The sequence below is a fragment of the Microbacterium sp. MEC084 genome (assembly GCF_004514465.2).
Classification (GTDB): domain Bacteria; phylum Actinomycetota; class Actinomycetes; order Actinomycetales; family Microbacteriaceae; genus Microbacterium.
This window is the reverse complement of sequence record NZ_MYFP02000047.1, coordinates 1-1,004: the sequence shown is the minus strand read 5'-3', so window position 1 is coordinate 1,004 and position 1,004 is coordinate 1. Positions and strand designations below refer to the sequence as shown.

Annotated in this window: 1 pseudogene and 1 other annotated feature; the pseudogene reads right to left on the bottom strand. The window is 68.4% G+C overall.

Annotated features, from left to right (window positions below):
• Positions 1-950: pseudogene (locus B5M43_RS14880) on the bottom strand (IS3 family transposase); the annotation flags it as partial.
• Positions 517-651 (bottom strand) — a sequence feature (AL1L pseudoknot). Its footprint overlaps the pseudogene before it by 135 nt.
• Positions 951-1,004: the final 54 nt, after the last annotated feature.

Below are 1,004 nucleotides of genomic sequence, written 5' to 3'. Positions count from 1 at the left end.
CTGAGAGCCCGCGTCGCTGTGACAGCGCAGATCGGCGTGGTGGCGTCCGCGGGACCAGCGGGCCATCTCGATCGCGTCGAGGACCATCTCGGTGCGCATGTGGGACGCGACCCGCCAGCCCACAATCATCCTGCTGAACGCGTCGACGATGAAGCACACGTAAGCGACGCCGGCCCAGGTGGGCACGAACGTCAGGTCCGTCACCCAGAGCCGGTTTGGTGCGGTCGCGGTGAACTCGCGCTTGACGAGGTCCGGGTGCCGCGCCGACGCCGGATCCGGGCGGGTGGTCTTCACCCGCTTCGACCGTCGGGCGCCCTCGATCCCCGCGACCCGCATCAGCCGGGCGGTCTGATCCCGACCGATCACGATCCTCGCTCGTCGGGCCGCCTTCCACAGCTTGCGGACCCCGTAGACGCGGTAGTTCATCTCCCACAGCTCGACCAGCCGCGGGATCAGCTCCTCGTCCCGCAGCGCGCGAGCCGAGGGGGCGCGGGTCTTCGCGGCGTAGTAGCTGCTCGGAGCCACCTGCAGCAGTCTGCAGATGAGCTCGACTCCGAGCCGGCGACCGTCGACCAGGTCGTCCTTGTTCGCGTCGATGAACGCGACTACTTCCGGTAGTGGCGGTCGAGCTCCGCCCCGAAGAAAGACGCCGCACGCTTGAGCACCTCGTTGGCGCGGCGAAGCTCCCGGTTCTCCTGCTCAAGCTCCCGCACCCGCTGCGCTTCGGCGCTGCTCACGCCCGGGGTGACGCCGTCGTCGATGTCGGCCTGCTTGACCCACATCCGCACGGACTCGACCCCGTAACCCAGCTGCGTCGCGACCCGCTGCACCGTCCCCTGCGTGACGCCGAGCTCAGCGCGCAGCGTCCTCACCATCCGCACCGCAGCGGCCTTCTCCTCGCTCGAGTAGCGACGCGTCGTCGGCTTCCCATTCGCCAGTTCCTTCGGCATGACTCCATCCTCGTTTCCAAGGTCAGGAGCCTCCAACAAACTCAGGGCGCTTCA